The organism is Verrucosispora sp. WMMD573, assembly GCF_027497175.1.
Taxonomy (GTDB): Bacteria; Actinomycetota; Actinomycetes; order Mycobacteriales; family Micromonosporaceae; genus Micromonospora.
Map to the genome: position 1 here is coordinate 6293040 of NZ_CP114901.1, position 25790 is coordinate 6318829.

Genomic DNA, 25790 nt, shown 5'->3' on the forward strand with positions numbered 1-25790 from the left:
CACCCGGCCCGCGGCGAGGCTGGCGATGAGCTGGGCAGACGCGTCGCGAATCCGCACCCACCGACGCCGTTCGGCGGGACGGAACACCCGGTGCGCAAGCGGGAGCGGAGGTACGAGTGGGACAGGTCGGGACTGTTGTCGCGGTGGCCGGCGCCCTCGGCGTGACGGTTGCCAGGGCCGCACGCACCGCTGTCACCCGGCGGCGGACCCGGCACGCTCGATACCCGGGAGGTTGGCAGGTGGTGACGGTCGACCGGCCGCCGGAGCAGGTGCTGCCCACCGGGGCCTGGCCGGTGCCGCTCCGCCGCCTCGACGGTGCCGTCGAGGTCGCGGTGGCGCGCGCGCCGGGTGGCCGGGGTACCGAACTGGCGGCCCGGCCACGGCCGCACGCGGCCTGGCCCGGGCTCGCCGCGCACCTGCTCGGCGACGATCCCGGCCTGCTGGTACGGCAGGCGTTGTGGCAGGTCAAACAGCTCGCCGAGACCGGCGAGGTGCTGCGCGTCGACCGGACACCCGGCGAGCGCGGGCCGGTGGCGTCGACCCACAGCTTCCCGTCGCGAACGGACGGGCCGCCACGGTGAGAGCGCTGTGCTGGACCACCGGTGGCGAGTTGGCCGTCCGCCAGGTGCCCGATCCGGAGCTGCGTAACGACCACGACGTGATCGTCCGGGTGCGGCGCAGCGCCACCTGCGGTGCCGACCTGCCGCTGCTCACCGGGCAGGCGCCGGGCCTGGCCGCAGGTGACGTGCTCGGCCACGAGTTCCTCGGCGACGTGGTCGAGGCCGGCCCCGGCGTACGCCGGCACCGGATCGGCGACCGGGTGGTGGTAGGCGCGTCGGTGGCCTGCGGCGCCTGCTGGTACTGCCGGCACGGGCTCCCCTCGTGCTGCGACAACGGCAGCAGCGACCCGACCGCGAGCGAGGCGGAGTGGGGGCACCCGGTGGCGGGTTGCTTCGGCCAGCCCCGGGCCGCAGGTGGTTTCGCCGGCAGCCACGCCGAGTACGTCCGGGTGCCGTACGCCGACGTCGGGGCGTTTCCGGTGCCGGAGTCCGTCGGCGACGACCGGGCCGTGTTCGCCTCGGACGCCGCACCGGCCGGCTGGCTGGGTGCCGAGGGAGGCGAGGTGCAGCCCGGTGACGTGGTGGCGGTGTGGGGCGCGGGTGCGGTCGGTCAGCTGGCCGCCCGGGCCGCCTGGCTGCTCGGCGCCGAGCGGGTGGTCATCGTCGACCGGCACCCCACGCGGCTGCTGCTGGCGCGCCAGCACGTCGGCGCAGAGACCATCGACCGGCGGGACACCGATGTCGCGGAGCAGTTGCGGGAGTTCAGTGGTGGGCGGGGACCCGACGTGTGCGTCGAGGCGGTCGGCGGCCCGGCGGGGGAACACCGCTCACTCGCCGACCGGTTCACCGGCCGCGCTCGGGTGCCGGAGGCGGTCCGGGAGGCAGTGTACGCCTGCCGCAAGGGTGGCAGCGTCTTCGTCCTCAACGGCGGCGTCCGGCATGTCGACGCCTTTCCGGCCGGCGTCGTCGTGCACAAGGGACTGACCGTGCGCGGGGGACGCCAGCACGGCCAGCGGCACATCCCGATGCTGCTGGACCGGATGGCCCGCGACGAGCTGCGTACCGAGCACCTGGCCACGCACCACTTCCCGCTGGAGCGGGCCGCAGAGGGTTACGCCCTGTTCCGGGACCGGCCCGAGGAGTGCCTCCGCGCCGTGTTCACTCCGCACTGACCGGCAACGGGCGGATCGGCGGTGGCGGTGGCATGATCGCGGGATGGCTGCCCAACGGTCGTACGACGTGGTGTTGTTCGGGGCGACCGGGTTCACCGGTGGGCTCACCGCCCGCTACCTGGCCCGGCACGCGCCGCCGGGGCTGAGCTGGGCGATCGCCGGCCGCAACCCCGACAAGCTGGCCGCGGTCCGCGACCAGGTGGCCACCATCGATCCGGCGCTGGCCGGGTTGCCGCTGCTCACCGCCGACGTCACCGACCCTGCCTCGTTGCGTGCGGTGGCCGCCGACGCCCGGGTGGTGGCCAGCACCGTGGGTCCGTACGTGCACCACGGCGAACCGCTGGTGGCCGCCTGCGCCGCCGCCGGCACCGACTACCTCGACATCACCGGCGAACCGGAGTTCGTCGACCGGATGTATCTGCGCCATCACGCCGAGGCGGTGCGCACCGGCGCCCGGCTCGTGCACGCCTGCGGCTTCGACTCGATCCCGCACGACCTCGGTGTCTGGTTCACGATCAAGCAACTGCCCGCCGACGCCGCGATCACCGTGGACGGGTACGTGCGGGCGGGCGGCCGGTTCTCCGCCGGCACGTACCACTCGGCGCTGACCGCCTTCTCGCGTACCGCCGAGGCGTCGCGGGCGGCCCGCGAACGCCGCGCCGCCGAGCCTCGCCCGACCGACCGGCGGGTCCGGGCCGTGCCGGGCAGGCTGGCCCGATCGCGGGACCTGCCGGTCTGGGCGGTGCCGCTGCCGACCATCGACCCGCAGGTGGTCCGCCGCTCGGCGGCGGCCCGCCCCGAGTATGGTCCGGATTTCCGGTACCGGCACTTTGCGGCCGTACGGCGGCTGCCGACGGTGCTGGCCGCCGGTGCGGGGCTCGGTGCCGTGGTCGGGCTGGTGAAGCTGCCGCCGACCCGGCGCTGGCTGCTCGGCCGGCTCGCCTCCGGGCAGGGCCCCAGCGCCGAGCAGCGGACGAAGTCGTGGTTCACGGTTCGTTTCGTCGGCGTCGGCGACGGCCGTCGCGTGGTGACGGAGGTGGCCGGTGGCGACCCCGGCTACGACGAGACCGCGAAGATGCTCGCCGAGTCGGCGCTCTGTCTGGCCTGCGACGACCTGCCGGCCACCGCCGGTCAGGTCACGCCGGTCACCGCGATGGGCGACGCGCTGCTGCACCGACTCACCGCTGCCGGCATCACCTTCCGGGTGCTGAAGGAGGAGCCGGTGGCTTGACCCTCGACCAGGTCGAGGGGGCAGGATCGGGTCGTGAACAGTGACCTGCGCAGCATCGGCGAGCTGGCTCGGGCCAGCGGGCTGACGGTGAGCGCGCTGCGGTTCTACGACGCCGCCGGGGTGCTGGTCCCGGCCCTGGTCGACCCGGTCACCGGATACCGGTGGTACGCCGAGGATCAGGTGGCGTCGGCCCGGCTGGTGGCCGGGCTACGTCGGATCGGCCTGCCGGTCGCCGAGATCGCCCGAGCGGTACGCGCGGAACCCCCGATGGTGCACCGGCTGCTCGACGCGCACCTGGGGCGGCTGGCCGACGGACTGGCCGAGGCGCGCCGCGAGGCGGACCGGATCCGCCGCCTGCTCGCCGCCGACCAACCCCCGTCGGCCACTCGACTCGCTCTGACCGGGCATGAGCTGTCCGCCGCCGTGGACGCCGTCCGGTTCGCGGTCGGCTCCGACCCGACGCTGCCGGGGTTGGCGGGCGTGCTGCTCGACGTGACCGACGAGGGCGTGCGGCTGGTGGCGACCGACCGGCACCGGCTGGCGGTGGCGACGGCCGGTGCGACGGTGCGCGGTCCGGCGGTGCGTGCGCTGCTGCCGGTGGCCGCGGTCGACCGGCTGCGTCGGTTGTCCGGCGCGGCGGCCACCGGCGAGGTGCGGCTGACCCTGGTCGGACGACAGGCCGTCGCCGACGTAGCCGGGCGTCGGCTGCGGGTGACGACCCTGCCGTACGACTTTCCGGACTACCGCCCCCTGCTGCCGGCAGCGACCGGCGGGCCGGCCCGCCGGGTGCCGGTGGACGCGCCGTGGCTGGTCGCCGCGCTACGGTCGGGAACCCCGACGGTGACCCGAGAACATGCGGGTGGCCCTCTGCCGGTGACCGTGCTGGGGCTGGGCGGTGGGGACGCACTACGTCTGCTCGGCCCGGACGAACTGGCCGACGACCCGGCCGGTCGGGCCGACGCCGAACTGCGGGTCGGCGTCAACGGGGGATACCTGCTCGACGCACTGCGCGCGGCGGGCGATGGGCGCCTGGTGCTGGAGCTGGACGGCCCGGTCACCCCGCTCGCGATTCGCCGGCCCGACGATCCGGCGGCCTTCTCCATCCTGATGCCGATCCGGCTCTGACCGGGGCGACCGTCCGTCCGGCTCGGACGTCGGAGACCGCCGGTCCGGGGTGGTTCGGGTGCGGGAGGCGGGGCGATTCGGGCGCGACGGTAGCATCTGGAGGTCCACCCGAGCCCGGACGGAGGCGTACGGAGCAGCATGCTCGACATGGAGTTGATCCGGAAGGATCGCGACGCGGTGGCGGCCGCGCTGGCGAAGCGGCTCGACGCCGCCGAGGTCGACCGGGCGCTGGACGATATCCAGCAGCTCGACCGGGAGCGCCGCCGGCTGATCAGTGAGATCGACGGGGAGCGTCAGCGCCGCAAGGCCGAGGCGCGGGCGTACGCGCAGGCGAAGCGGGCCGGTGTCGAACCGCAGGTCACCTCCGACGACGGCCGGAAGCAGGTCGCCGAGCTGGAAGCGGAACTCGACGAGGTGCAGACGCGGCTGCGTACCACCATGAGCGAGTTGCCCAACCTACCCGCCGAGGACGTGCTGCCCGGCGGCAAGGAGGCCAACCGGGTGGTGAAGACCTTCGGTGCGCCACCCGCCATCGAGAAGGTCCGCGACCATGTCGAGCTGAGCCGGATGCTGGGTCTGGTCGACCACGAACGCGGCGTCAAGCTCGGCGGCTCCGGCTTCTGGATGTACACCGGGCTGGGCGCCCGGCTGGAGTGGGCGCTGATCAACTGGCTGATCGAGCGGAACATCGAGGCCGGGTACGAGTTCCTCCTGCCGCCGCACCTGCTGCTGGACAGCGCCGGCTTCGCCGCCGGCCAGTTCCCCAAGTTCTACGACGACGTCTATCACCTGGACAAGCAGTCCGCGCCGCGCGGGCAGTTCCTGCTGCCCACGGCGGAGACGGCGATCCTCGGCGCGTACCAGGACGAGATCCTGGAGACCGCGAAGCTGCCGCTCAAGGTGTTCGCGTACACCCCGTGCTACCGGCGCGAGGCGGCCGGCTCGCACTCCGACGAGCGAGGCACCGTGCGGGGTCACCAGTTCAACAAGGTGGAGATCTTCCAGTTCACCCTGCCAGAGCAGGCCGCCGCGGCGCTGGAGCAGATGGTCAGCCACGCGGAGAGCCTGGTCGAGGGGTTGGGTCTGCACTACCAGCGCAGCCTGCTCGCGGCCGGTGACTCCAGCGCGTCGATGCGCAAGACCCTCGACATCGAGGTGTGGATGCCCAGCACGGGCAAGTACAAGGAGGTCTCGTCGGTCTCCTGGGGCGGTGACTACCAGGCCCGCCGGGCGGCGATCCGCTATCGTGAGCCGGGCGGCAAGCAGACCCGCTTCGTACACACCCTCAACGGCTCCGCCCTGGCCACCAGCCGCCTCCTCCCGGCCATCCTGGAACAGTTCCAGCAGCCCGACGGCTCGGTCCTGGTCCCCGAAGTCCTCCGCCCCCGCCTCAACACCGACCGCCTAACCCCTTAACCCACTCGTGTTGATCATGAGGTTAGCGGCAGTTTCAGAGATCAATAATGCCGCTAACCTCATGATCAACGGGACGGGGCAAGGGGGGCAGGCAAGGGGGCGGGGCGTCAGGCGGCCAGGGCGGTTACTCGGCGGGTGAGGTCCTCGCCGTCGAGCCAACCCTGGTGGATGATCCGGCCGTCGCGGTCGATGATGACGAAGGTGCTCTGCTCGACGACCTCGAAGCGCCGCCAGATCGCCCCCGCGTGGTCCTCGATCTGCGGCATCGGGCCCAGCTCGAACTCGGTGACGAAGTCGGTCATCGCCTTGCGTTCACCGAGCCCGGCGACGCCGATGATCGGCACGGTCTCCCGGAAGCCGGGCTCGATCTCGGCGATCGTCCACGCCTGGCTGGCGCAGGTGGCACACCACGGCGCCCAGAACCAGAGCACCACCGGTCGGCCGGCCAGGGTGGCGGCGTCGAAGGCCACGCCGTCCAGGGTGGTGCCGGTGAACCGCAAGGTGTCCGGCACCGGGCTGACCGACCCGGTCGACGGGGACGAGGCGGACGCCGAGCCACCCGCCTGCGGGGCCGCCTCGGCGTCCGGACCGGTGCCGCATCCGGCGGTGGCCAGCACGGCTGCGAGCAGAGCGGCGGTGACCGCCCCGGCGGACCCTCTCGTCGTCGAAAGCGATCCCATCCGCGTCTCCTTCGGTTCGCGCGCCCCCGCCCGGGCGGCCGCACCGCCCCGGTCGGCGGCTCAGGCCTCGGTCAACCGCAGCGCCAGCGCGGGGCAGACCTTCACCGCCTTCACCGCGCCCTCCCGCAGCCAGGTCGGTACGGGGGTGGGCGGGAAGGCGGGGTATCCGTTCTGGTCCAGCCGGATGAAGTCCGGCACCACGTGGGCGCAGAGACCGTGCCCGTCGCAGCGGGACCAGTCCAGGACCAGCTTCTGCGGGTCGGGGTCGGGAGCGCCGGGCAGACCCATCATGCCCTTGACCCGCCGTCCGCAGCCCTCGCCGGTGGTGTGCTTCTTCAGGTCGTCGGCGAAGACCTCCATCGCCGAGAGCGCGAAGCGGGACGTACCGTCGGGGTGGCTGCACGCGCCGCGCCCCTTGACGTCGCCGGCGGCGGCCCGGACGACCTCGACCGGCGCGCTGCCGGAAACCGCCAGATCGACGGCGCGGGCCAGGTCGGGCAGACCCCGCTTGCACGGGCCGCACTGCCCGGCCGACTCGCCGGCCAGGTAACGGACCACCTGCGCCGCCTCGCCGAGTGGGCAGGTGTCGTTGGCCAGCGGGACGATGATGCCGGCGCCGAGCGTGCCGCCGACCGCGGCGAGCCCCTTGCGGGAGACCTCGGCCTGCTCCGCCGCCTCCCTCGTGATCCACTTGCCGTGGTAGCCGCCCATGAGGATGCCGGGACCGTCCGGCACCTCGCACAGTTCGAGGATCTCGGCCAGCGGGGTGCCGGCCGCGCACTCCACCACCGCGTGGCGTTTCGCCGCGCCGGTGACGCTAAGCAGCACAGTGCCGGGTTCGTCGTCGGTGCCGAGCGCCGCGTACTCGTACGGGCCGAGTCGGGCGGCGATCGCCAACTGGGCGTACGTCTCGGCGTTCGACAGCAGGGTCGGCATCCCGCCGACGCCGGAGTCGCTGGAACGCCTCTTGGTGCCGGGCGGAATGTGCGGCAGGCCGTTGATCCCGTTCACCAGCGCGCCGCCCTCACCGCTGATGAACCGGTGCGGCACCGTCACGACGCTTGTCGGTGCCGGCATCCGCCGCTCGTCCAGGGCCTCCAACAGGGATTCCCGGCCCACCAGGTCGTCGGCCACGCAGAGCACGATCTCCTCGGCGTCCAACGCGAACGCGGCCAGGGCGGCACCGTCGAGAATCAGGTGCGGTGCCCGGGTGAGCAGGACCTTGTCCTTCCAACTGGCCGGCTCGCCCTCGGTGGCGTTGACCACGACCACGGGCGGCAGATCCTGGCGTTCACAGGACTCCAGCACCGCCCGCAGCTTGCGGGCGAACGGGAAGCCGGCCCCGCCCTTGCCCTTGAGCTGGATGCCTTCGGCGAGGCGCAGCAGCCCGGAGGGCTCCATCGGGCTGATCGGGCCGTGCACCAGCTCGTGGGCGCGCAGGTCAAGCCGGCCGAACTCGGCGAACCCCGCGGTGAGCCGAGGCTCACCGACGGCGGCCACCGGGGGTACGGCGGTCCGCATCGTCACTTGGCCTCGCCCCGCAGCCCGGCCCAGTAGGCGCCGTCGACCGAGTCCGGGTCGGCCCGGCGGCGGCGCCGGCTCTCCGCCGACGAGGCCCGGCGGGCCCGGCGCGAGGCCAGGTCGACCAGGGTGGGGGTGTCGTCGTCCGCCACGTCGTCCTCCGGGGCGTACCGGGCCGGAGGACGCCAGTAGTCAGCCTCCGCCTCCGGCAGGTCGTCCTCGGCGCTGTGCCGCCCACCACCGCTGCGGGGCGCGGCGGAGATCGGCGAGCCGGAGATGGGTGCACCGGAGATCGGGTCGGCCGAGGTCGAGGCGGTCGACTCCCACCGGCGCGGGCTGTCCCAGGGCTCCTCCGGCTCGTCCTCCATCCGCTGCGGGGCGGCCGAGTACCGGCTGTCGGTCCGGGACCGGCGGGAACGGCCGTACTCCTCCTCGTCGTCGGAGTCGCGGCGGCGGCGTCGCACCGGCTCCTCGTACTCCATCAGGTCCTCGTCGCGACGGGACGCACGACGGCCCACCGGCTCGCGCTCCTCCTCGCGCCGCGACCGGCGGCCGGTCGACTCCTCGTCGCGTCGCGACCGGCGGGCCACCGGCTCCTCCTCGACCCGCGCCGCACGCCGCCCGGTGGTCTCCTGCTCCTCGCCGCGGCGGGCGGAACGTCGGCTGCCCGGCTCGGCGTCACGACGCCGGCGCGCCACCGGCTCCAGCACCTCGGTCTCGCGGCGCACCACCCGCTCCAGTTCCTCCTCCTCGTGGCGTGAGGCGCGCCGGACGACCGGCTCGAACTCCTCGTCGCGACGATCCCGGCCGGACCGGACCGGTTCGCCCAACGTGCCCGGCTCAGGAACCACCGGCACGGTGAACCGTTCCGGGTCGTTGCGCCGGATGGTGGGGCTGGCCCAGGTACCGGAGGTGCTGTCGGCCCAACTGGTGTCGCGACGGACCCGCTTCTCCCGACCGTCGTCGGCTTCGTCGCGCCGGCCGGTCAGGGTGCCGAGCAGGGACTTGCCCCGGGTCTCCTCGGTGGGCTTGGCCCCGCTCATCACCTCGTTCAGGACGGCGGCCTGCTGCCGCTCGCGGCTGCGCCGTTGCAGGGTGACCGAGAGCCGGACCATCAGGGCGATCACGACCAGCAGCGCGCAGGCGAAGTAGCTCAGCCCCACCCAGGTGGCGGGCGGGCGGCCGGCGAGCAGACCGTGGAAGATGGCGAACGGCCAGGAGACGTACGCCATGGAGTGCAGGGCACGCCACACCCACTTCGGGCCGACGTCGGCAAACCGGGCCCGAATGATCCCGGTCCAGAGCACACCCACCATGAGCAGCGCGGCGATGGTGCCCAGCCCGATGTAGAGGCCCCGGCCACCGACGAACGGCACGGCGGCGTCGGTCATCCCCGCCCGGCCGCTGGCGATCTTGGTGATGACGTGGAAGGCCAGCCCGGCCACGCCGAGGATGCCGGTGGCCCGGTGCGCGGACTGCATCAGCACCCGGTGCCGGATGAGCAGCACCAGCCGGTCGGTGGCGAGCAGCCCCATCATCACCGTGAGGCTCAACGCGACCAGCGCGATCACGCCGGCGAAGAACTCGGTGAAGAAGAAGCCCATCGCGTACATCTGCTGACCCGCGCCGGTGAGCATCGTCAACGCCCAGAACGCGGCGAGCCCGGACGCGGAAAGCGCCATGATCTGGCCGCGGGACCGGACGCGGATCCCTCGACTGCTGCTGCTGGTACGTACGGCAGCTGCCTTCTCGTTCTGCGTAGCCCGGACCATCTGCTCCTCGATCGTCTCGCGGCGGCGCACCGCCGGCCGACCCTGTTCCCCACTCCAGTACGCAGCGCGGCTCCAGTCGGATCAGTGTCGTAAGAAAAAATCTCGGCGAGTTGTCGAACCGCCCCGCCACCCGGCGCGTATAGCGGCCCCGCCGCCGACCGTCCACACCAGCACATTGACAGACGTTGAAATCGGCTTGTAACCTTTCTGAAATTTTCAGTCCCGGTTGCAAGGTCCGGGCAGCCCGCACCACTTCCCCCGTCCCCCGGCACCCCTGGAGCACCCGATGCATCGACGTCGACTCCGCCCGGCGATCGTCGCCCTCGCCCTGATCGCCGGGCTCCTCGCCCCCGGCGTGGCGACCGCACCCCCGGCGGCCGCCACCCCCAGTGGCGGCAAGAAGGTCATCGCCAACCTCTTCGAGTGGAACTGGCCCTCGGTCGCCAGCGAGTGCAACAGCACCCTCGGCCCGAAGGGCTACGGCTTCGTCCAGGTGTCACCACCACAGGAGCACGTACGCGGCAACCAGTGGTGGGTGGCCTACCAGCCGGTCAGCTACCGGATCGAGTCCCGCAAGGGCACCCGCGCGCAGTTCAAGTCCATGGTCGACACCTGTCACGCGGCCGGCGTGAAAGTGATCGTCGACGCGGTCATCAACCACATGTCCGGCCAGGACAACGGTGGGACCGGCTGGGCCGGCTCGACCTACCAGCACCACGTCTACCCCGGCATCTACCAGTCGCAGGACTTCCACTACTGCGGGCGCAACGGCAACAACGACATCGCCAACTACAACGACCGCTACGAGGTGCAGAACTGCGAGCTGGTCAACCTCTCGGACCTGAAGACGGAGTCCGACTACGTCCGCTCCCGGCTGGCCGCGTACCTCAATGACCTGCTGTCGCTCGGAGTGGACGGTTTCCGGCTGGACGCCAGCAAGCACATGCCGGCGGCCGACATCGCCAACATCCGCAGCCGGCTCAACCGGTCGGCATACATCGTGCAGGAGGTCATCTACGGCGCGGGCGAGCCGATCACACCGAACGAGTACACCGGCAACGGTGACGTGCACGAGTTCCGCTACGGCAAGGACCTGGCCCGGGTGTTCCGCTCCGAGCGGCTGGCGTACCTGCGCAACTTCGGCGAGGGCTGGGGCCACCTGCCCAGCGGCGTGTCCTCGGTCTTCGTGGACAACCACGACACCCAGCGCGACGACGGGGGCGTGCTCACCTACCGCGACCGGGGCATCTACGCGCTGGCCAACGCGTTCATGCTGGCCTGGCCGTACGGCTCCCCGACGGTGATGTCGAGCTACACCTTCAGCAGCCGCGACGCCGGCCCACCCTCGGACGGCAACAACAAGACGCGCAACACGGTCTGCTACTCCGGCTGGGAGTGCGAACACCGCTGGCCGGTGATCGCGAACATGGTCGGCTTCCGCAACGCCACCGAGGGCGCCGCAGTCAGCAACTGGTACGACAACGGCAACAACCACATCGCCTTCAGCCGCACCGGCCGGGGCTTCATCACCATCAACGACGAGGGCTCCGCGATCAACGGCCGCTCCTACTACACCGGACTCCCGGCCGGCCGCTACTGCGACGTCATCCACGGCACCTTCACCAACGGCACCTGCTCCGGACCGGTCGTCACCGTCGACGCCAACGGCTGGTTCGCCGCCAACATCCCCGCCCACGACGCCATAGCCCTCCACCAAAACGCCCGCCTCCCCTAACCCCCACCCACCCCACCCACCCCACCCACCCTCCTCCCGAGGGCCCGGGGGCCCGCGTTGATCATGAGGTTATTGCCCAGATTGGAGATCAAAAAGGGCAATAACCTCATGATCACGCTTGGGGTGAGGGGGAAAGGGGGTAGAAGGGGTTGTTTAGGGTTATTGTGGGTAGGTGGGGGTTTTGGGGTTTCTGGGGTCGCGGGGGCGGCGGGGGGTCGCTGTCGGGGTGGGCTTGGCGGCGCTGATGGGTGGGGCCGCGTACACGGGATGGGCGCTGACGCCGACGCCCGGGGCGACTCCCGTCGCCGGGCCCACCGGTGAGGCGCTGACGCCGACGGCGGAGGTGCCGCCGTCGGCGGACGCCGAGCGGGTGCTGCCCGCAGCACCGGCGCCCGACGGGCTACCGGAGATCGACTACGACCCGGCCCCTGCCGGTTTCCCCGACGACCCGGACGCCCTCGACACCACACCGCTGACCCGGGGCCTGCACCCGACCCGGAGGATCGCCGCGTACGACGCGCCCGGTGGCCGCCCGCTGGCGTTCCTGATGCCGACGATCAGCGAGGTGGAGCTGACCGTGCCGATCGCCCGCCGCGAGTCCGGCTGGACGGCGGTGCTGCTTCCCTCGGCCAACCGCAAACTGGCCTGGCTGCCACCCGGCGGCTTCCGCACCGTCGCGCTGCACGACCAGATCGTGGTGGAACGCACCCCGTTCCGGCTCACCTGGTACCGCGACGGCACCGCCCAACAGTCCTGGCAGATCAGCCTCGGCCAACGTGGCCAGGAAACCCCACTCGGCCGGACCTTCGTGCTGGGCCGCACCCCACCACCGGAGTCGGTCTACGGCGGGGTGGACATCTACGCCCTCGGCTCGATCCCCGACGACCTGGACTCGGTGCCCGCCGGGCTGCGCGGCGCCCACATCGGGATCCACACCTGGTACCACGACGGTGAGCTGGGCCAGCAGACCACGAACGGCTGCATCCGGTTGACCGCCACCGGTCAGCGCCTGCTGCTGGAGAAACTGCGTCCGGGCACGCCGGTGGTGGTCGTCGACGAACTGCCCACCCCACCCGCCACCGCCTGAGGCCGTGGTCGGGGAAACAGCCGCTCGATCATCCGACGACTCACAACCGCAGGGCAGCGACCGCGTCGTCGAGCGTGGCCGCTCGGGCCAGCGGCTGAACGGACGCGCCCTCGGCCAGCCAGAGCCGACAACCCGTCCGGTCGAACGACGCCACCACCGGCTGCCCGGCATAGTGCCGGCCGACCCGCCGCAGCGGAACGGTCGGGTCCGGCACCGGCGGTGATGGGGCCGCCTGCGGTGCGGGTACCGGCCGGTCCGGCTCCCGGGGCACGGCGGCGAGCAGGTGACTGTCGAGGTACTCGACGCACCGGGCCACGGCCAGCTCGACGCTGGCGCAGAACGGAAACTCCGCCCCCACCTCGGCGTCGCGCGCCAGCAGCCGGACATCCCACCGCTCGCCCTGGATCTTCGTCGGGTCGCCCGCGTCGAGCCGGTGGTCGCAGTAGGTGAGCACGGCGATCAGGTCGAGCGCGTGGGCGAGCCGCAGCAGGTCGGTAAGCGGCGGCACGTCCGGTGCGGCGGCCAGCACGAACAGCCGCGCCCCGGGCAGCCCGCCGCCGATCCGCTCGACGTGCTGGCGGGCCGGCTCGACGGCGGGATCGAAGACTGTCACCGTGCCGTCGAGCAGGTCCTGGTCGATTGGCTGCCCCTCGTCGAGGCGGGTCAGGTCGGCCGGACGTACCCCGAAGGTGCCGGCGTGCCGGGCCACCCGCCAGCGCCCGCCCAGTTGGTGCACCGGCGTGCCGTTGGGCTGGTGGCCGATCACCGGAGCCGGCTCCCCCGGCACCGGACGCCACGTCTCGTGGCTGACCCGCCTCAGGTCGGTCACGGTGACGGTCAGCGCCGCCGGGATCCGGCCGCCGTCGTGGCAGGTGAAGCAGGCCAGGCCCGACGGCGCGAAGCCGGCCCCGGAGCAGTGCGGACACTGCGGGTCCGGCCCGGACGCACCGATCCGGCAGTGGCAGCGGCGCAGCCGGGTGCCGGGCCGGCAGTCCGGGCAGGGCCGGTGCTCGATCGGCTCGCCCCACCAGGCCGGGTCGGGTGGCTCGGTGACCCGGCGCACCGTCTCCCGCACGTATCTGACGATCTGGCCGGTGTCCCGCTCATGCAGCTTCTCGACGCTGCCCGCCGGGCAGAGCGGGGTGTGCCACCAGCGCCCGTCGCGCCAGATCGCCTGGGCCCCGGGTGCGTCCCCGACCAGGTCCGCGAGAATCTTCCGGGAGAGCCCTCCAAGGTCCACCGCCGGGGGTACGCCGGCAGCCGGCACCGGCAGCACCGTGTACGCGGGCGCATGCCGTCCCCGCTCGTCGAGCCCGTGCATGGCGCTGACCACTGTGGTGGCGGCGGCCACCGACGCCAGGTCGGCGGACCCGATGACCCGGTCCTCGTCCGGCACCGGCGAGCCGGGTAGCTCGTAGCGGATCTGCCAGGTCAACCAGTCGTGCCGGCGACGGGCGTCCACCACGAGGTCGAGGTGCAGCAGGTCGGCCAGGCCGCAGAGTCGGGCTAGCTCACGCCCCGGATCAGGCGGTGGCGGCAGCTCGGTGCTGCGTCCCACGTAGACCCGCCACGGGTCGAAGTCCTGCCCGACCAGGGCCGCCGCCTCCATCGCCAACCGCTGCCGTTCCGGCAGGTCGGGCCGCCACGTCTTCGGCAACCAACCGAGCGTGTCGTCCAACTCCCGCCCACCCCAGCGCGGACGCAGCCCACGCACCCCGACCGGGCCGGCCAGCTCGGCGACGACCGGCCGGGCCCGCCGCACCCGTTCGTCGTCGACCGGCGGCAGCGCCCCGCCGGGTACCAGTCGCCGCGACGCCGCCGCCCCGGTGTCCAGGTTGACCACTGTCACCACGAGCTGCGCCCGCCGCCGCCCACCCCGCCCGCACCTGTGGCACGCCTCCGCGACGCTGCCGTCACCGCCACAGACCTGGCAATCGGCGTACGCCTCGTCCCGATGCTCGCTCCCTTCCACCACGAGCCGGTCCCCGCCGTCCGTGCAGAAGCACCGCCGCACCAGGAAGCCCAGCCCCGAGCACTCGTCGCAGTCGACCACCGTCATCGGCGACCACCGCCCAACCGCCGGGCGCAGTCGCCGTCGTGGTCGGCCCGCAACAGGCACCGCCGGCCGGTCGACAGCAGCAGGTCACAGAAGACCCGATGGCGTACGCCCTGCTCGTCCTCGGCCGACACGGTGGTCTCTCCCGGGTCGGCCGGCGGCAGCACCGACGCCCACCGGGCCACCACCCGGGCCAGCCGCTGCGCCGCGAGCAGATCCGACGCGGCCACCGGCAGGTGTACCACCCACCGCCCGCTCACCTGTGGCGTCCCTGGTTCGCCGGCCGCTGATGAGGGTCAGCCTGGCCCACGCTCGGCTGGTTGAGGCGAGCCTGCCGCGCCTGGGCCTGCTCGGACTGCCACCGCCGCAGCGCCTCCCGGACCCGCGCCGACTCCCGGTCGGCCGCCGCCACCTGCCGGTACGCGGCTTCCAGGTCACCGGCCACCCGGTCGAGGAACGCGACCACCTCCACCGGGTCGTAGCCCCGCCGCCCCAGCCGGAACCGCCGATCCCGCACCTGCCACGGCCGCAACGGCCGGTAGGTCGCCGCCCGGTAACAGGTGCCCGTTTCGTGCCGCTCGTCACGCTGGTTGCCGGGCCGCGCGGCATGGCTAGGTTCGGGCCGCCCGCGGTGCCCTGGGTCGTGCCGGCGACGCCGGAAGGGGATGCGCATGACAGACCTCGCTCTCGTTGGCGTAGGCGATGTGGAAGGCGGGCCCATCGGCCCGCCGCGCACCGACGGACCCGCCCGGCACCTGCCACCGCAGCCCTCATCGGCAGTACGGCAACAGGGCAGACATGGCCGCTGAGCAGCGGTTCCACAGTGGCCGTGGACAGAGTGAAGCACCGGGAGGACTCAATTGCAATGTCGCAATAGGGGCGTTCGGTGAGCGATCTCGCTATCGAAACTTACTTACAGTGTTGTGTCTATTGATTGTGAGACACTCGGTGGCTTCAATTGGGCGAAAGGATGTCGAACCATCCCAGCCACCGGAGGGCGACAGTGTCACAGTCAGTGACAGGATCGACGATGCTGAGGCGTCAGATCGGCCGTAAATTTGAGTCGCTGCGCAAGGCAGCAGGGCTCACTATGGAGCAGGCCGCGGAGCGGCTGGACCGAGCACGCGCCACGCTGCATCGGATCGAGAACGGCGCCGAGCACGTTCGCTTCCGCCAGGCTGACGTGCAGCAGATGCTTGACCTCTACGGCGCGTCCAGCGACGATCGGCAACTCCTGCTCGCTCTGACAGCGGCGACGCGGGAGAACAAGAACTGGTGGCATGACTACATCGGCGCGGGCCTACCACGCTGGTTCCAGCTCTACATCGGTCTCGAAGCGGCGGCGTCCAGTATCCGCCAGTACGAGGCCGAACTGGTACCGGGCCTGCTTCAAACTCGCGCCTACGCCGAGCAGGTCTTCACGATGCCGGGCGGTGCGATCGACGCGGCGGACGACCAAGAGCAGCGTCGGGCTGTTCAGCTCCGCGTCGAAAGGCAGAGCCTCCTCACACGCTTCTCGCCTCCGCAACTCAGCGTGATAATCAACGAGGCTGTGTTGCGCCGCCCCGTGGGCAACGCGACGATCATGGCCGAGCAACTCCACCAGATCGCCAAGGCTGCGGAGCTACCCAACGTGACCATCCAAGTTCTAGCTTTTTCTGCCGGACTACATGCGGGCGCGATGGCCGGAGCGTTCTCACTTCTGGAGTTCCCCAGAGACGGCCAGGACCGGGAGATCGAGCCACCCGTGGCGTATCTCGACGCCGCGACCGGAGCCATCTACCTCGACAAGCCTCACGAGACAGCGGCCTACAACATGATCTGGGCAGACATGACGAGTCGCGCCCTGAACGAGTCAAGATCCAAGGACCTGATCCAGCAGATCGCAGAGGAGTATTCCCGTGCTTGACCAGACCGGTGCCGTCTGGCGCAAGTCCAGCCGCAGCAACAACGGCGGAAACTGCGTCGAGGTCGCCGACAACCTCGCAGGATCAGTCGGCTTGCGAGACAGCAAGAATCCCAGCGGGCCGGTTCTGTCGGTCAACGCTAGGGCTTGGAGCGCCTTCGTGACGGGCGTCAAGCAGGGCGCGTTCAGCAACTGACATCGACACTGCGGTTGGGGTCGTCCAGACTCAGGGTCTCGCTCGCCGTTGCGCGGCCAGCAGCCGACCGGTCGTGCGTGGGGCTGCCGACTCTGCTCCATCTCGGATAGTGTTCGTCCCGCCACGGATTCATGAACATCGGCCGGTGTTCGTCGGCACCGGCAGCGGTCGGGGAGGACGCTATGGCCAGCATTGAGCAAGTGAAGGCCGCGCTCGCCCAGGCAGCCGAGCAGAGCAATGCCACCACCCACCAGATCCGGGCGGCCATCGACGGCACCGAGCAGGTACTCGCCCGGCTGCGGGCGGTCGCCGCCGGCACCGGACATCCGTCGATCGCCGAGGCCATCGCCCGCGCCGAGCAGAGCAAGCAACGGCTGATCGAGGCAGCGACGACGCTTCAAGGCAGCACCCAGGCCGCCCGGCAGTACATCAACGTCCTGGGCTGACCGTGAGCATCGGCGACGTCAAGGCGACCCTGCGGGACGGTACCCGGTCGCTTGACCAGGCGAAGGCGACGGTCGAGCGCATCGCAACCACCCTGGCCGAGGCACAGAGCCTCACCCTGGCCACCCTGCACGACAGCCAACACTCGGAGGCCGAGGAGGCGCGCCGCGCGCTGGCCGCCGCAACACGCGAAGTGGAGCTGACGCTGCGGAACATCGGCGTCGCGAAGAAGCGCGCCATCGCGTTCATGGATGCCCTCGGATGAGCAGCCTTGTCGCCGAGGTAGTAGCCCAGCTCGCCACGGCGATCCGGCAGCTCGACACGCTCGCTGTGACGGCCGCGCACGCTCAGGAAGAGATCGACCAGGGCCACAGCCGATACGTGGAGGCAAGCCAGGGCACGGAACAGCCGGATTCCCGAGCGGCGGTGACGCACTGTCGTACGGCCGCCGACAGGGCAGGTCGGCTCGGCCGGCTGACCAGCAATGCCGCCGGGCATCTGGCTACCTATGCGAACGTGATCGCGCCTGGCTCCGTCCCCGTCCGTGCGGACGCTGGCGACGCATCGCCGTCCGGCGAGCGCTTGGTCGGCGAGTCGGAGGGGCGAGGCAGTCGCGCCGAAGCTTTCCTCCGACGTCATGTCAAGAAGGCCGACGAGACGGAAGGCAACCTCCAGAACGCCGAGCAGGCCGCGACGACGGCGTTCCGTGAATTTGTCCGGGATGTCAAAGGAGGTCCGGGCGGCACATCGACTTCCACCACTCAGCCGAAGCCCGCCGCGCCCGCGGATCGCCCGCAGTTGGAGCACCCGGTCACCTCAGTCATCATGGCAGCCGGCGCGGTGGTCGTCGGGGTCAAGGGCTTGTGGAACATGACCAAGAAGCATCGGGAGAGGAAGCGTCGTGACGATCAGTCCTGAGATGATCGCCTATATCCGCACCATGGTGAAGGGCGAGCACGCCGAGAACGACCGCATCGAGGCCCGGCTCGATGCCCAGGGCTGGGACGGCTTCGGCACGCTGCTCGGTGCTGTCTTCTACTTCGCCGTGAACCGCCGCTTCCCCAATGGGGCGAGCCCGGACGAGGTGATCCGGTTCGTCAGTGAGATGCGGAGCACGACGACCGGCGGACCCAGTACCGACGCGATGAGCGCGGAGAAGCTGATCAGCGCCGCTCTCGACCCGAGCATTGACACTGATATCGACCCGACTATTGCCGGCCGCATCCAGGGCTTGACCATCCTGCACACCCTGGGCGCTGGCACCGTCTCCGACGATGAGTTAGACCAACTTTTGGCCGAGGCAGCAGCTCTCGCCAGCCGGGTCTAGCATCCGGGCCCGGATACAGCGATCTGACCGCCCAGCCGGGATCAGGAGACGTGGTCGTGACGAAGCTGGGTGAGTTGATCCAGGCAATGGCCCGCAGTGACTGGGACACGACCGACTCCCTCATTGCGGATCTTGACCGCGCCAAGTGGGCTGGTGGTCTCCAGGTGATCGGTGCCGCCTTCGCGATCGCTGTCAACCGACGCTTCGGACCGAGCGCTTCCCCCGCCGACGTCGCTCAGTTCGTGGCCGCCGCCCGGGCCAGCTACGAGGAGGGGGACAGCCTTCCCGCGCTTGAAATGGAGGGGCTGATCCGTGCCGCCCTCGGCGAAGCCGAGCTAGCCGACAACATCGCGCCGGACGTGGCGCTCGGTGCGGAGCTGATCGTCCTGACCCACTTCCTTCAAGAAGCCAACCTGACGCAGGAGCAACTCGACGCCTTCGTGGCCGAGGCGGAACAAACCGCTACGGAGTACATGTAGATCCGGATGCGGGTCTCCGCACTCGGGCCGTACAACGAGCATTTGACCCGCGACGTCGGTGCCCTCCATCTGGCGTTGCTCGTGCTCAGCGTGATGGCCTGGCGGCGACCGACGCCGTCCGCGCTGCGGATGGCCGGCGGTGCCTGGCTGATCTTCACCGCGGTGCACTTTCTCTGGCACTCCCTGCACTTGCAGGTCCACCCACCAGCGGACCAGATCGGCAACGTGATCGCACTCGGCGGCAACCTGGCGCTGGCCATCCTGCTGCTGCTACCGGACCGCCCGGTCGCGGCGCAACAGCACGTCACCGTCTCGCCAGAGCAGCCGTCCTGACGCCCCGCGTGGTGGCGTTGACGGTAGGGCGGGACGACAGCAGGATGGCGCGGGTGGAATCGAAGGAGTTGAAGGAACGGGCGCAGGCACTGCGGGCCGCCGGTAAGACGCCCAAGCAGATCGCCCGCGATCTCGGGGTCACCCGTGCGGTGGTCACCCGGCTGGTGCGGGGCGTCGATGTCGTACGGCCGGGGCGGGTGCATCCGGCGGAGCTGCCGCTGCTTGGCTGCTGGGTCAGCCGGCAGTGGAGCAACGGCCTCCGCGTGGCCGACCGACCGGCGGACTGGGTCGACGACGCCGAGCTGCCGCCGATGGCGATGGGTGCCGGTCTGGTCAGCGTGGCGGTCGCCCGGGCGGATGGCGACGCGGTGAGCACCTGCGGCTTCCTGGTCGACACCTACTGTCTCGGCGTGAAGAATGCCCTGCCACCGGTCACCTCCGATCCCGACGAGGTGCCGTATTTTGTGGCCGAGTTCTTCTCTGCCTACGACACGCCGCCGCTCCAGGCTCCCATCGAGCTCGCCCGGCACCTGATCTTCGGCGCTGTCGACTACGCCCGCGACCTCGGCTTCGACCCGCATCGTGACTTCTACAGCGCCGCACCGCATCTTGGCACCTGGGAGCCGCCGAGCCGGATCACCTTCGGCCTCGACGGCAAACCCTTCTTCCACCAAGGCCCGCACGACAACCCAGAGCGGATCATGCGTACCCTCGACCGGACGGTCGGCCGCGACAACTACCACTTCACCGTCGTCCCGACTCTGCTCTGACGACAACCTGGGGAGGAACGTTGGTGGTCGAGCAGGTGGCCGGGTTCGTCCGCCGGACCGAGCGGTACGCGGCCGACGATGTGCACGCCGTGCTGCGCTTGTGTGATTCCGGACGGCTGCGGTGCAGCGAGAAGACGCGGCGGCCGGCAGCGGCCACCGTGGTCGAGGTGGCCAAGACGCTGTCCTCGGGTGACTTCTATCCGGACGAGCCGATCGCCGCGTTCGCCTGGCCGCTGCTGGTGCAGGCGGGCGGTCTCGCCGAGATCACCAGCGGGAAGCTGCAACTGACCGCGAAGGGCCGGGCCGCCCTCGGTAAGCCGGCCGCCGCAGTCGTGCAGACGTTGTGGCGGTCGTGGCTGACCAAGGGCCTGATCGACGAGTTCAGCCGGGTCGAGAACATCAAGGGGCAGCGTGCCGCCAACGTGCTGACCGCGCCGAAGGCACGGCGGCAGAAGGTGTCCGAGGCGCTCGCGGCCCAACCTGTCGGCGAGTGGGTCGACGTGGACGATCTCTTCGCGCAGATGAAGCAGACCGCCTGGTCACCGCGGGTCGCGCGCAGCGAGCGGGCACTGTGGAAGCTGTACCTGGAGGATCCGCAGTACGGCAGCCTCGGCTACGCCGGGTTCGGCGAATGGGAGCTGCTGGAGGGCCGTTACACCCTGGCGGTGCTCTTCGAGTACGCGGCGACGCTGGGCCTGATCGACGTCGCCTACGACAAGCCGGGTGGCGCCCGCGACGACTACCACGGGAACTGGGGTGCCGACTATCTCGACGCCCTCAGCCGGTACGACGGGCTGCGGGCGATCCGCCTCAACGACCTCGGTGCCTACGTGCTCGGCGTGCATAAGCAGTACACGCCACCGGAGCCGGAGGCACCCGAACGTACCGTGAAGGTGTTGCCCAACCTCGACGTGGTGGCGGTGGGCCGGCTTTCCCCAGCCGAGTTGCTGGTGCTGGAGAGCTACGCCCGCCGTACCGGTGACCACGTCTGGACAGTGAGCCGGGAGAGTCTGCTCGTCGCCGTCGACGCCGGGCGGCAGCCGGACGACTTCGCCGGATTTCTGCGGGAGCGGGCCGCGCAACCTGACCTGCCCGGGCCGCTGCTGACGCTGTTCGATGAGATCGCCGAGCGGGCCGGGCGGCTCACCGACCTGGGGCCGGTACGCCTCATCGCCTGTGCGGACCCGGCCCTGGCCATGCTGATCAGCCACGACCGGAAGCTACGGCCGCTGTGCCGGCTGGTCGGTGACCGGCACCTGGCCGTACCCATGAACCGGGAGCAGGACTTTCGCCGAGCGCTTACCACCCTCGGCTATGCCGTCCCAGCTGACGGCTCGCACCGACCCGGATAACCGCCCAGTCGGCTGACGATCCGCAGCACCTGGGCCAGCTCGCTGGCCTCGAAGACGCCGTCGGCGGCGTGCCGCTCGAACACCGCGACAGTCCGGGTCGCCCGGTGGATCATCTGATCGAGGTCGTCGGCGATGTCCGCACGGCGCCCCGCGATCACCGCTTGGGCGAGATCGTCGGCCCTGGCGGTGTAGAGGAAGACCTTCAGTGACCGGCACACCCCCCACCAGCGCAGCGCGTACTCCTGTGCGGTGATCGGGCTGCCGGAGCGCGCCGCCTTCAGCGCCCGCGCGGAGGAGGGTTCCGACCGCGCCAGTTCGTCGGCATGGTCGGCCAACACGTCAGCGGTTTCGATCCCCATCCCGCCATTCAAGCAACGGTGGAAGCAACCGGGGTAGGCGATAACAGCCAGACTGCTGACAAACGGTCAGGGCAGCGGATCGGTGACGTCCGGCCCTGGCATGGGCACGGGCTACGGGGGTATGACCGAGACATGAGGGCGAGTTTCCGGCTCGGGCGGATCGCGGGCGTACCGGTCGGGGTCAACTGGAGTGTCCTGGTCATTTTCGCGCTGATCTGGTGGGGGCTGTCGGCCAACCTGTTCCCGGAGTCGTACCCGGACCGGTCCGTGGTCGCGTACCTGCTGGCCGGGCTGACCGCCGCGGTGGTCTTCTTTCTCGGCCTGCTCGCCCACGAGGTGTCGCACGCGGTGGTGGCCAAGCGCAACGGTCTGGGCGTGCAGGGGATCACCCTGTGGCTCTTCGGTGGCGTCGCCGAGCTGCGCGGCGAGGCCCGCTCCCCCGGTGCCGAGCTGCGCATCTCCGGTATCGGCCCGCTGGTCAGTCTGATCATCGGCGTATTCTTCGGCGCCATCGCGACGCTGCTCGCCCTGGCCGGGGTCGAGGGGTTACTGCTGGGTGTGATGGCCTGGCTCGGCGGCATCAACCTGCTGCTGGCGGTGTTCAACATTCTGCCGGCGGCACCGCTGGACGGCGGGCGGCTGCTGCGGGCGGCGGTGTGGAAGGCGACCGGCGACCGGACCCGCGCCACTGTGGTGGCGGCCCGAGCCGGCTGGATCCTCGGCCTGGCACTCATCGGGTTCGGCCTGTGGCGGTTCCTCACCGGCACCGGGGTCGGCGGGTTGTGGCTGGCGTTGATCGGCTGGTTCCTGATCGGCGCGGCCACCATGGAGGAGCGGCAGGCCCGGGTGGGCGACGCGCTGCGCGGCATCCGGGTCGCCGACGTGATGACCCCGCAGCCGCAGACCGCCTCGGGTGAGCTGACGGTGGCCGATTTCGTGGACAACTACCTCTTCGCGTACCGGCACACGGCGCTGCCGCTGACCGAGGACGGCCGGCCGGTCGGGCTGGTCACCCTCGACCGGGTACGCGGCGTGCCGTCCGGCGAGCGGGGCAGCACCACCCTGGCGGCGGTGGCCTGCCGTGCCGACGACCTGGTGCTCGCCTCCCCCGACGAGCCGCTTACCGACCTGCTGCCCCGACTCAGTGACTGTGCCGACGGCCGGGCGCTGGTGGTCACCGACGGCCGCCTGGTCGGCATCGTCTCCCCCAGCGACATCAGCCGTGCCGTCCAGCGCAGCAGCATGCGCGACCAGCTCGCCACCGGCCGCTGACCGCAGGCATGTGCATGCCGACAGCCTCAGCGCACGTGGGCTGATCCTAGTTCGAGGTCCGGGCACGTCCACCGGGCCGCACCGCGTCGGTACGACGGGTCGTTGTCAGCGGGGAAACAGCTTGTCGAGTTCCTCGGTGCGGAATTTTCCCTTGGGGTCGAGGCGGTTGACCAACGCGGCGAAGTCGGTCCAGCGGGGGTAGGTCGCGGCGATCGTCCCGGTCGGCATCGTGAAGACCTTGCCCCAGTGCGGCCGGGGCGCGAACGGGGCCAGTGCCCGCTCGACCTCGGCGAGGACCGGCAGTACCGCCGCCGCGTCGGCGATCCAGGTGAAGTGCACCGCGAGGCTGTCGCGGTCGTACTGCGGGCTGAGCCACAGCCCGTCGGCGGCGATGGTGCGCAGCTCGCTGGTCTGCGCGACCGGGGCGATCAGGTGCGCCACCTCGTCCAGCGCGGCGAGCGCCGCGCCGGCCGCCGCGCGGGGCAGATGGTATTCGGACTGCAACTCGTCGCCGTTGCTCGGCGTGAAGCCGAGCCGGAAGTGCGGCAGCCGCTCGTGCCAGGGGCCGGGCTCGCCGAGCTGCTCGGTGCAGTTGACCACCGGCATGCCGGGCACCGGATGCCAGGGCCGGTCGGCGGCCGTGGTGTCGAGCCAGCCCGCCGGGGGCGCGGGCTGGTCCGCGAGCTGCTTGCGCCAGACCTGGGTACCGCGCGTCGAGCGCCAGTCGGTGAAGACACTGACGCTGTACGCCGAGGCGAGCGCCGCGTCCAGCGCCTCGCGGGGCAGGTCGAGGCGGACGTACTGGCGTACCTCGAAGGTCGGCACCACGTCCAGGGCGAGCCGGGTGACGACGCCCAGCGCGCCGAGGGAGACCACCATACCGGTGAAATCGGGGTCGGTGCGGTCCACGGTGAGCAGGTCACCGGCGGCGGTGACCAGTTCCAGGCCGGCGACGGCGGTGGCCAGGTTGCCGACGGTCTCGCCAGAGCCGTGGGTGCCGGTGATGACCGCGCCGGCCACCGAGATGTGCGGCAGCGAGGCGAGATTGGCCAGCGCGTACCCGCGCTCGTGCAGCCAGGTGGCCAGGTCGCCGTAGCGCAGCGCGGCCGGCACGTGCACCACCCGCCGCTGCTCGTCCAGTTGCGGGGTGGCCGGCAGCCCGGTCAGCGTGACCAGGTCGCCGGTGGTGTCGCCGAGCCGGTTGAAGGAGTGTCCGCTGCCCACCGCCCGGAGCCGGGCACTGCCGGCGACCAACTTCCGCAGCTCGTCGATCGAGGACGGACGGTGGTACGCCCGGGCTGCGTACTCGACGTTGCCGGCCCAGTTGCGGTGCGTCGACACTCCCGACCCCCTCTGCCCGCCAGCGGTTACCGCCGGCTCCGTCGGGGAACCCTACGCCGATGAGCAGCTACCGTGATCCCGCCCCTCGCGGCGACGTGTATCCCTCCGAGGAAGAGATCGACCCGGCCGGCAGCGGCGTGGAACCCGCCACTGGTTTCGCCGGCACCGTCGACGGCTCCCCGGTCACCTGGTCCGACGCCGGGCCGTGGGCGAGCCAGCCGGATCCGCAGCCCAGCCCCACCCCGGAACCGGTGCCGGCACCGCCGCCCACCCCCGGCCCGCCGCCCCGGGTCGAGACCGGCGCCCGGTCGATCGTGACCCGACACATGGACGGTTCGGTGCAGGTGGTCACCGATTTCGACGGCGACGGCGTGGCGGACCAGGTGCAGTTCGACCTCGACGGCGACGGGCTACCGGACGTCACCTACCTCGACCGCGACCGGGACGGCCAACTGGACACGGTGCTGCGCGAGGAGCATCGGGTCTGACCCGTCGCCCGGCCCGCCTCGCCCGCCCGCGATCGGGCCCGCGCCGCGACACACGGAGCCGGACCGCGACGGGCGGAGCGCGGCGAGGCATTCCCGCGTCGGCAGGTCAGAGCTGCCGCATGACCTCGGTGGCGACCAGGTCCAGGTGATCCAGGTCGGTCAGGTCGAGCACCTGGAGGTAGAGGCGCTGGCTGCCGATCTCCGCGTACCGGCCGATGGTGTCGATGACCTCGGCGGGGGTGCCGGCGAGGCCGTTGACGCGCAGCTCGTCCGGCTCGCGGCCGATCGCGGCGGCCCGCCGCGCCACCTCGGCATCGTCCTTGCCGCAGCAGAGCACCAGCGCGTTGGACCAGGTCAGCTGGGCCGGGTCGCGGCCGATGTCGACGCAGGCGGCACGGACCCGCTGGAACTGGGCCACCGTCTCGTCGATCGAGACGAACGGCAGGTTGAACTCGTCGGCGTAGCGGGCGGCTAGCTGCGGCGTACGCTTCGCGCCCTTGCCACCGAGCAGAATCGGCGGGTGCGGGCGCTGGACCGGCTTGGGCAGCGCGGGCGAGTCGCTGACCTGGTAGTGCCGGCCGGTGAAGTCGAACGTCTCGCCCGGCGGGGTGCGCCAGAGACCGGTGATCACCGCCAGCTGCTCGTCCAGCCGGTCGAACCGCTCACCCAACGGCGGGAAGGGAATCCCGTACGCCTGGTGCTCGGCGTCGTACCAGCCGGTGCCGATGCCCAGCTCGACCCGCCCGCCGCTCATCTGGTCGACCTGGGCCACGGTGATCGCGAGCGGGCCGGGCAGCCGGAACGTCGCGGCGCTCATCAGCGTGCCGAGCCGGATGGATCGGGTGTCCCGGGCCAGCCCGGCCAGCGTCGTCCAGGCGTCGGTGGGGCCGGGCTCGCCGCTGCCCGATCCCATCTTCAGGTAGTGGTCCGACCGAAAGAAGGCGCCGAAGCCGGTCTCCTCGGCTCGCCGGGCCACGGCGAGCAGGTCGTCGTAGCTGGCACCCTGCTGGGGCTCGGTGAAGATCCGCAGTTCCATGGGTCGAGCATAGGTAAGCCACCGGCGGTGGCGCTCGGGGACGCTCGCCGGCCACTTCCGGAACCAGAGCCGAAAATTTTTGCAGGTCTTGCAGGTGGCCGCAAGAGACGATACCTCTTTGCACCAGGTGGC

General features: G+C 71.4%; 28 protein-coding genes. 19 read left to right on the forward strand and 9 right to left on the reverse strand.

The genetic code is table 11. The annotated features are described in order from the left end of the window. Nucleotides 1-143: 143 nt before the first annotated feature. The 5 genes from O7601_RS28460 (at nt 144) to serS (ending at nt 5504) form a co-directional block, all read left to right on the forward strand. Nucleotides 144-581, forward strand: coding sequence for a hypothetical protein (locus tag O7601_RS28460; RefSeq protein WP_281567081.1), 438 nt, complete (start codon nt 144-146; stop codon nt 579-581). After that, the gene (locus tag O7601_RS28465) at nt 578-1732 is read left to right on the forward strand and encodes an alcohol dehydrogenase catalytic domain-containing protein (protein WP_281564114.1); all 1155 of its coding nucleotides are present in this window, start codon (nt 578-580) and stop codon (nt 1730-1732) included. Before O7601_RS28460 ends, O7601_RS28465 begins: the two co-directional genes overlap by 4 nt. A 43-nt stretch (nt 1733-1775) precedes the next feature. Next, nucleotides 1776-2963, forward strand: coding sequence for a saccharopine dehydrogenase NADP-binding domain-containing protein (locus O7601_RS28470; protein WP_281564115.1), 1188 nt, complete (start codon nt 1776-1778; stop codon nt 2961-2963). A 45-nt stretch (nt 2964-3008) separates the two neighbouring features. Next, the gene (locus tag O7601_RS28475) at nt 3009-4088 is read left to right on the forward strand and encodes a MerR family transcriptional regulator (RefSeq protein WP_281567082.1); all 1080 of its coding nucleotides are present in this window, start codon (nt 3009-3011) and stop codon (nt 4086-4088) included. A gap of 138 nt (nt 4089-4226) precedes the next feature. Beyond that, a complete protein-coding gene (serS, locus tag O7601_RS28480; RefSeq protein WP_281564116.1) occupies nt 4227-5504 on the forward strand; it encodes a serine--tRNA ligase in 1278 nt (425 codons plus the stop codon). Between the two features lie 107 nt (nt 5505-5611). Here the strand turns inward: serS and O7601_RS28485 are convergent, their stop codons facing one another. Genes O7601_RS28485 through O7601_RS28495 form a run of 3 tightly spaced genes read right to left on the reverse strand, consistent with a single transcriptional unit; the run spans nt 5612 to nt 9507 of the window. Then, nucleotides 5612-6184 (reverse strand): redoxin family protein, encoded by a 573-nt coding sequence (locus tag O7601_RS28485; protein ID WP_281564117.1) that lies wholly within the window; start codon nt 6182-6184, stop codon nt 5612-5614. Nucleotides 6185-6244: 60 nt separating this feature from the next. After that, nucleotides 6245-7705 (reverse strand): NADH-quinone oxidoreductase subunit NuoF family protein, encoded by a 1461-nt coding sequence (locus tag O7601_RS28490; protein ID WP_281567083.1) that lies wholly within the window; start codon nt 7703-7705, stop codon nt 6245-6247. Nucleotides 7706-7707: 2 nt separating this feature from the next. Next, nucleotides 7708-9507, reverse strand: coding sequence for a ferric reductase-like transmembrane domain-containing protein (locus O7601_RS28495; protein ID WP_281564118.1), 1800 nt, complete (start codon nt 9505-9507; stop codon nt 7708-7710). 256 nt (nt 9508-9763) lie between these two features. Here O7601_RS28495 and O7601_RS28500 point away from each other — a divergent pair, with 256 nt between their 5' ends. Further along, nucleotides 9764-11212 (forward strand): alpha-amylase family protein, encoded by a 1449-nt coding sequence (locus tag O7601_RS28500; protein ID WP_281564119.1) that lies wholly within the window; start codon nt 9764-9766, stop codon nt 11210-11212. Nucleotides 11213-11384: 172 nt separating this feature from the next. Next, nucleotides 11385-12299 carry a L,D-transpeptidase family protein gene (locus tag O7601_RS28505; protein WP_281564120.1) on the forward strand — a complete coding sequence of 305 codons (915 nt, stop codon included), beginning with the start codon at nt 11385-11387 and terminating at the stop codon, nt 12297-12299. Nucleotides 12300-12339: 40 nt separating this feature from the next. On the opposite strand, the gene O7601_RS28510 is transcribed toward O7601_RS28505, so the two are convergent. From O7601_RS28510 to O7601_RS28520, 3 genes are read right to left on the reverse strand one after another with little or no spacing between them, the layout of a single operon-like run. Next, nucleotides 12340-14358, reverse strand: a complete 2019-nt coding sequence (locus tag O7601_RS28510) for a hypothetical protein (protein ID WP_281564121.1) — start codon at nt 14356-14358, stop codon at nt 12340-12342. Continuing rightward, on the reverse strand, nt 14355-14615 hold the full coding sequence (locus O7601_RS28515; protein ID WP_281564122.1) for a hypothetical protein: 261 nt from the start codon (nt 14613-14615) through the stop codon (nt 14355-14357). The genes O7601_RS28510 and O7601_RS28515 overlap by 4 nt, the downstream gene beginning before the upstream one ends. Continuing rightward, nucleotides 14612-15028, reverse strand: a complete 417-nt coding sequence (locus tag O7601_RS28520; RefSeq protein ID WP_281564123.1) for a DivIVA domain-containing protein — start codon at nt 15026-15028, stop codon at nt 14612-14614. Before O7601_RS28520 ends, O7601_RS28515 begins: the two co-directional genes overlap by 4 nt. Before the next feature lie 357 nt (nt 15029-15385). Between O7601_RS28520 and O7601_RS28525 the strand changes: the two genes are divergently transcribed. The 10 genes from O7601_RS28525 to O7601_RS28570 all read left to right on the forward strand — a co-directional run bounded on the left by O7601_RS28525 (nt 15386) and on the right by O7601_RS28570 (nt 21162). Then, nucleotides 15386-16264, forward strand: coding sequence for a helix-turn-helix transcriptional regulator (locus O7601_RS28525; protein WP_281564124.1), 879 nt, complete (start codon nt 15386-15388; stop codon nt 16262-16264). Continuing rightward, a complete protein-coding gene (locus tag O7601_RS28530) occupies nt 16257-16457 on the forward strand; it encodes a DUF397 domain-containing protein (RefSeq protein WP_281564125.1) in 201 nt (66 codons plus the stop codon). The genes O7601_RS28525 and O7601_RS28530 overlap by 8 nt, the downstream gene beginning before the upstream one ends. 182 nt (nt 16458-16639) lie before the next feature. After that, a complete protein-coding gene (locus O7601_RS28535) occupies nt 16640-16903 on the forward strand; it encodes a hypothetical protein (protein ID WP_281564126.1) in 264 nt (87 codons plus the stop codon). Nucleotides 16904-16905: 2 nt separating this feature from the next. Continuing rightward, the gene (locus O7601_RS28540; protein WP_281564127.1) at nt 16906-17166 is read left to right on the forward strand and encodes a hypothetical protein; all 261 of its coding nucleotides are present in this window, start codon (nt 16906-16908) and stop codon (nt 17164-17166) included. Beyond that, complete coding sequence (locus tag O7601_RS28545) at nt 17163-17819, forward strand: hypothetical protein (protein WP_281564128.1); 657 nt, start codon at nt 17163-17165, stop codon at nt 17817-17819. Before O7601_RS28540 ends, O7601_RS28545 begins: the two co-directional genes overlap by 4 nt. A 1-nt stretch (nt 17820) precedes the next feature. Continuing rightward, nucleotides 17821-18228, forward strand: coding sequence for a hypothetical protein (locus tag O7601_RS28550; protein WP_348650279.1), 408 nt, complete (start codon nt 17821-17823; stop codon nt 18226-18228). 56 nt (nt 18229-18284) lie between these two features. Further along, a complete protein-coding gene (locus tag O7601_RS28555) occupies nt 18285-18707 on the forward strand; it encodes a hypothetical protein (RefSeq protein WP_281564130.1) in 423 nt (140 codons plus the stop codon). Nucleotides 18708-18713: 6 nt separating this feature from the next. Continuing rightward, nucleotides 18714-19040 (forward strand): hypothetical protein, encoded by a 327-nt coding sequence (locus O7601_RS28560; protein ID WP_281564131.1) that lies wholly within the window; start codon nt 18714-18716, stop codon nt 19038-19040. A 53-nt stretch (nt 19041-19093) separates the two neighbouring features. Next, the gene (locus O7601_RS28565; RefSeq protein WP_281564132.1) at nt 19094-19810 is read left to right on the forward strand and encodes a hypothetical protein; all 717 of its coding nucleotides are present in this window, start codon (nt 19094-19096) and stop codon (nt 19808-19810) included. 23 nt (nt 19811-19833) lie between these two features. Beyond that, nucleotides 19834-21162, forward strand: a complete 1329-nt coding sequence (locus O7601_RS28570) for a helicase-associated domain-containing protein (RefSeq protein WP_281564133.1) — start codon at nt 19834-19836, stop codon at nt 21160-21162. On the opposite strand, the gene O7601_RS28575 is transcribed toward O7601_RS28570, so the two are convergent. Continuing rightward, the gene (locus O7601_RS28575; protein WP_281564134.1) at nt 21123-21521 is read right to left on the reverse strand and encodes a hypothetical protein; all 399 of its coding nucleotides are present in this window, start codon (nt 21519-21521) and stop codon (nt 21123-21125) included. The genes O7601_RS28570 and O7601_RS28575 overlap by 40 nt on opposite strands. Nucleotides 21522-21653: 132 nt before the next feature. Here O7601_RS28575 and O7601_RS28580 point away from each other — a divergent pair, with 132 nt between their 5' ends. Continuing rightward, nucleotides 21654-22793 (forward strand): site-2 protease family protein, encoded by a 1140-nt coding sequence (locus O7601_RS28580; RefSeq protein WP_281564135.1) that lies wholly within the window; start codon nt 21654-21656, stop codon nt 22791-22793. Between the two features lie 105 nt (nt 22794-22898). Here O7601_RS28580 and O7601_RS28585 read toward each other — a convergent pair whose 3' ends face one another. Next, nucleotides 22899-24134 carry a D-arabinono-1,4-lactone oxidase gene (locus tag O7601_RS28585; protein WP_281564136.1) on the reverse strand — a complete coding sequence of 412 codons (1236 nt, stop codon included), beginning with the start codon at nt 24132-24134 and terminating at the stop codon, nt 22899-22901. A 59-nt stretch (nt 24135-24193) separates the two neighbouring features. Here O7601_RS28585 and O7601_RS28590 point away from each other — a divergent pair, with 59 nt between their 5' ends. Further along, on the forward strand, nt 24194-24622 hold the full coding sequence (locus O7601_RS28590; protein WP_281564137.1) for a hypothetical protein: 429 nt from the start codon (nt 24194-24196) through the stop codon (nt 24620-24622). 106 nt (nt 24623-24728) lie between these two features. On the opposite strand, the gene O7601_RS28595 is transcribed toward O7601_RS28590, so the two are convergent. Beyond that, entirely contained in the window at nt 24729-25658 is a 930-nt protein-coding gene (locus O7601_RS28595; RefSeq protein WP_281564138.1) for an LLM class F420-dependent oxidoreductase, read from the reverse strand. Between the last annotated feature and the right edge of the window lie 132 nt (nt 25659-25790).

Bases quoted from the DNA above. Each gene is read 5' to 3' on its own strand.
- O7601_RS28520 (WP_281564123.1), bottom strand. From the start codon at position 15,028: ATGCGCATCCCCTTCCGGCGTCGCCGGCACGACCCAGGGCACCGCGGG.
- O7601_RS28490 (WP_281567083.1), bottom strand. From the start codon at position 7,705: ATGCGGACCGCCGTACCCCCGGTGGCCGCCGTCGGTGAGCCTCGGCTC.
- O7601_RS28510 (WP_281564121.1), bottom strand. From the start codon at position 14,358: ATGACGGTGGTCGACTGCGACGAGTGCTCGGGGCTGGGCTTCCTGGTG.
- O7601_RS28560 (WP_281564131.1), top strand. From the start codon at position 18,714: ATGCGGGTCTCCGCACTCGGGCCGTACAACGAGCATTTGACCCGCGAC.
- O7601_RS28575 (WP_281564134.1), bottom strand. From the start codon at position 21,521: ATGGGGATCGAAACCGCTGACGTGTTGGCCGACCATGCCGACGAACTG.
- O7601_RS28485 (WP_281564117.1), bottom strand. From the start codon at position 6,184: ATGGGATCGCTTTCGACGACGAGAGGGTCCGCCGGGGCGGTCACCGCC.
- O7601_RS28535 (WP_281564126.1), top strand. From the start codon at position 16,640: ATGGCCAGCATTGAGCAAGTGAAGGCCGCGCTCGCCCAGGCAGCCGAG.
- O7601_RS28545 (WP_281564128.1), top strand. From the start codon at position 17,163: ATGAGCAGCCTTGTCGCCGAGGTAGTAGCCCAGCTCGCCACGGCGATC.
- O7601_RS28590 (WP_281564137.1), top strand. From the start codon at position 24,194: ATGAGCAGCTACCGTGATCCCGCCCCTCGCGGCGACGTGTATCCCTCC.
- O7601_RS28500 (WP_281564119.1), top strand. From the start codon at position 9,764: ATGCATCGACGTCGACTCCGCCCGGCGATCGTCGCCCTCGCCCTGATC.
- O7601_RS28595 (WP_281564138.1), bottom strand. From the start codon at position 25,658: ATGGAACTGCGGATCTTCACCGAGCCCCAGCAGGGTGCCAGCTACGAC.
- O7601_RS28525 (WP_281564124.1), top strand. From the start codon at position 15,386: ATGCTGAGGCGTCAGATCGGCCGTAAATTTGAGTCGCTGCGCAAGGCA.
- O7601_RS28470 (WP_281564115.1), top strand. From the start codon at position 1,776: ATGGCTGCCCAACGGTCGTACGACGTGGTGTTGTTCGGGGCGACCGGG.
- O7601_RS28550 (WP_348650279.1), top strand. From the start codon at position 17,821: ATGATCGCCTATATCCGCACCATGGTGAAGGGCGAGCACGCCGAGAAC.
- serS (WP_281564116.1), top strand. From the start codon at position 4,227: ATGCTCGACATGGAGTTGATCCGGAAGGATCGCGACGCGGTGGCGGCC.
- O7601_RS28580 (WP_281564135.1), top strand. From the start codon at position 21,654: ATGAGGGCGAGTTTCCGGCTCGGGCGGATCGCGGGCGTACCGGTCGGG.